Origin of the sequence: Thiolapillus sp. (assembly GCF_048562965.1) — a bacterium.
GTDB lineage: Bacteria > Pseudomonadota > Gammaproteobacteria > Chromatiales > Chromatiaceae > Thiolapillus > Thiolapillus brandeum_A.
This window is the reverse complement of sequence record NZ_JBHNMF010000395.1, coordinates 1-3,034: the sequence shown is the minus strand read 5'-3', so window position 1 is coordinate 3,034 and position 3,034 is coordinate 1. Positions and strand designations below refer to the sequence as shown.

At 50.3% G+C, this 3,034-nt stretch carries 4 protein-coding genes; 3 read left to right on the top strand and 1 reads right to left on the bottom strand.

What is annotated here, in order from left to right:
* Positions 1-58: 58 nt before the first annotated feature.
* A complete protein-coding gene (locus ACOCD2_RS15355) occupies positions 59-688 on the bottom strand; it encodes an AAA family ATPase (protein ID WP_293648033.1) in 630 nt (209 codons plus the stop codon).
* A gap of 224 nt (positions 689-912) precedes the next feature.
* On the opposite strand from ACOCD2_RS15355, the gene ACOCD2_RS15350 reads away from it, so the two are divergent.
* The 3 genes from ACOCD2_RS15350 (at position 913) to ACOCD2_RS15340 (ending at position 2,761) form a co-directional block, all read left to right on the top strand.
* Positions 913-1,149 (top strand): plasmid replication protein RepB, encoded by a 237-nt coding sequence (locus ACOCD2_RS15350; RefSeq protein ID WP_293648031.1) that lies wholly within the window; start codon positions 913-915, stop codon positions 1,147-1,149.
* A 252-nt stretch (positions 1,150-1,401) separates the two neighbouring features.
* Entirely contained in the window at positions 1,402-2,559 is a 1,158-nt protein-coding gene (locus tag ACOCD2_RS15345) for a replication initiation protein (protein WP_293648029.1), read from the top strand.
* A complete protein-coding gene (locus tag ACOCD2_RS15340; RefSeq protein WP_293648027.1) occupies positions 2,549-2,761 on the top strand; it encodes a transcriptional repressor KorB C-terminal beta-barrel domain-containing protein in 213 nt (70 codons plus the stop codon). Before ACOCD2_RS15345 ends, ACOCD2_RS15340 begins: the two co-directional genes overlap by 11 nt.
* Positions 2,762-3,034: the final 273 nt, after the last annotated feature.

The following is a 3,034-nucleotide window of genomic DNA, read 5'->3' as shown; positions in this document are numbered from 1 at the left end:
TCAATTTCTTCTGGGGTAGGCTGTTTTTTTGCTGTGGCAGGTTCTCTGCGTTTAACCATTAAAAAATCTCCTTCATTAGAGACTGGATTTCCTCAGTGGCTTTTGGGTTGTTCATTTCTATCACGCCCATGCCTTCGCTCATGGCGTCTCGGTATACCTTCCTGTCTCGTATGATGGTTTCTAGTAATTGAATTTCGGGGTAATCCTGTAGGTATTCGCGGGCTTCGTCCGCTTCCTGTACAACAGGGTTGGTAGGGGCCATTGTTAGCAACCCGTATACAGTTAGCTCTGGGTTGAGGTCTTTAGCTTGTGTGATGATTTCCTGAAGATTCGGCAGGGTATCAAGGTCAGGCTGAGACGGGCGGAACGGTACCAGTAGGACGTGAGCAGCGGTCATGCCTGTGCGTAGCTCTCTGCTATCTCGACCTGCTGCATCGACAATCACACATTCATAGCGCTTATCTAAGTCTTGGAGTGTTTCCCGGATGTTTTCGTATTTCTGGACACAATTGACAACTGGCAGTGCTTCGTTGCCTGACCTATCCATCGCCCAATTAGCTGATGTGCATTGACGGTCAGCGTCAACTAAGATGACATCCCTGCCACTTTTTGCTAGTTCTGCACAAATATTTACGGCGGTAGTTGATTTACCACAGCCGCCTTTCTGGCTGCCTATAAGTACGATCATTGGTGCCGCTCCTGTACTGGTTTGGTGCTGTTTATGTGTCGAATTGGTACCAGTTTTATACCTTATTGGTACCAACAAGGCAAGCACCAAATCAGCACCGTTTTGGCACCAAAATTACATGTGCAAGATCGACGAGTCATGCTTGTTGCGTTGTACATGCATAATAGTGTATTTTCGTGCTAGTTTGGTAGTGTTGTTTGAATTCGTTTGAGGGTGGGCAGATCGTGGAAATTAGATTGCTTAGACAGCTATTTCAAGAAGGGATATTGTTATCAGCAACCATCGTACCTGCCCCTATGGAGCCTGATAGGTGGCTATTGGTTTTTGATAAATCTAGCGGTGGACAAGAGCGGATCACAAAAGCCAGGTCGGATATTGATAAGGTCTACAAGCGAATTAATGGTGCAATTGCTGATGCTGAAGAGATCGGCTTTCAAGAGGTGAAAATCAGACTGAAATAAGAACAGATACGAAAAACCCGGCACTAGGCCGGGTTCATAAATTCGGTTGAACACTGGAGGATTTGGCGATCAAGACAGTATTCAGCTTTTGCTTAACGGCTATGGGAAGCCATCGCGTTTATTTAATATACGTGAGATTCCAGCAGGCCGCAAGATTTCTGCGGCCTGAAGAAAGTCATCAAATAGGGTTGACTTGATAAATGGCTTCCTTTGGCGCTAACGGGGATAAAAAACGCCAATGGGATCAAACGAGTGGAATCAGTACCGATAGAGCAGGCGATACAAGCCACAGATCGGTACTACCAGCCAGGTACTGCGCTGAGCCGGTTACTATCGGAAGCGCCGTATTTGCCTCGCTGTAGCGATAACAAAACCGCCGCTCTGGTTAGGCCGCGTGAGTACGCTATTCGCTATCCGTATATGCAGGTCAACCGCCCGGATATGGTGAGCTGGCTTGTTTTTGATCTCGACCATTCCAATTCCCTGATTTGGGAAGATGAGCTTTTACCAGCTCCCAACTTTGTGGTGAGCAACCGTAAAAACGGTCATTCCCACCTGTTCTATGCCATTGTTCCGGTCTGCACATCCGAGAATGCCCGCTCCAAGCCTATCCAGTACATGAAGGCCGTTTATGAGGCAATGGCGGCGCGTTTGAACGCTGACCCAGCCTATAGTGGGCCTGTTGCTAAAACACCTGGTCATCCCTGGTGGTCAACCTGGGAGATTCACGGCACTGAATACGAATTAGGCGAGCTGGCCGATTATGTTGATCTGGCGATCACGCCGCCTTGGAGTACCGGCCCCGACCTCGATGCCGTATCACACTCACGCCATTGTCTGCTTTTTGAAGAGCTGCGCTTTTACGCCTATTCCGTTGTAAATCGAGAGAAAGAGCAGGGAACGTTCCAGTCCTTTATGCGATTGCTGGAAGCCTACGCCTACAACAAGAACAATTACCGACAGCGTGGCTTTTCTATGAACCTGACAGCGGCCCAGGTAAAAGCCACGGTTAAATCTGTGGCTCGTTGGACATGGGATCGGTATACAGGCAACAGTCAATGTCATCGAGGTGTGATGAATCTCGATAAAAACTTACCGCTCAAGGAGCGTCAGCGGCTGGCCGCTGAGCGAACCCACCAGACGCGCCAGAAAGCTACGGAATTCAAGATAAGGGCTGCTTGCCGCTTATTGCAGGAGAAGGGTGTCAAGCTCACTCAGGTGGCCGTAGCGAGTGCTACAGGCCTTACCCGTCAAACTATCGCCCAATACCAACACATCCTGGGCGAAGCCAATACCCAAGCACCTTCCAATGTTACCCCTTGGAGTCGAGTTCCGGGCAATCAAGCGATGTTAATTATGCTGTACATCAGATATCAGCCCCCCCGCAGGGGTAGCGGTGTTGATTTCTAATGATTCTAGTCCTAAGGAAGTTGATCCCGACAGGCTGAAGAAGACTATCGTGGTCGTGAAGCATGAAGAGAAGCCTGGTCGGCTTCTGCTGGATCGGGGGCCGTCTCAAGAAGGGTTGGCGTGGGTCAAGTACGAGATGGACGGCCAGGAGGTCGAGGTAGACCTGCTGGCCGTCGAGCTGGTGGCGTTCATGGAAGCCTGATCCGCGTGGTCGTGAGGGCTTTCCTACCGTTGACGCGGTGAGAAAAGCCGCGCGGGTCAACATGAATGACGCCAGTGCGGCCATGAAGGAGTGGAGGCGCGCTCAGACCTCCCAGGCATCTCCCTTCGCTTCGCTCTCCATGGCTGGCAGCGTATGCGAGTATTTTACACATGAAAGCCACAAAGACCAATATGCCGATCAAGACCTTGCAGGTGCGCGTGAGAGACAGGCACGCAGCACTGTTGTCGCGTATGGCCTTTGAGGTGAATCAGG

What these genes read in the sequence shown, in the direction of transcription:
- ACOCD2_RS15355 (WP_293648033.1), bottom strand. Translation starts at nt 688, where the DNA reads ATGATCGTACTTATAGGCAGCCAGAAAGGCGGCTGTGGTAAATCAACT.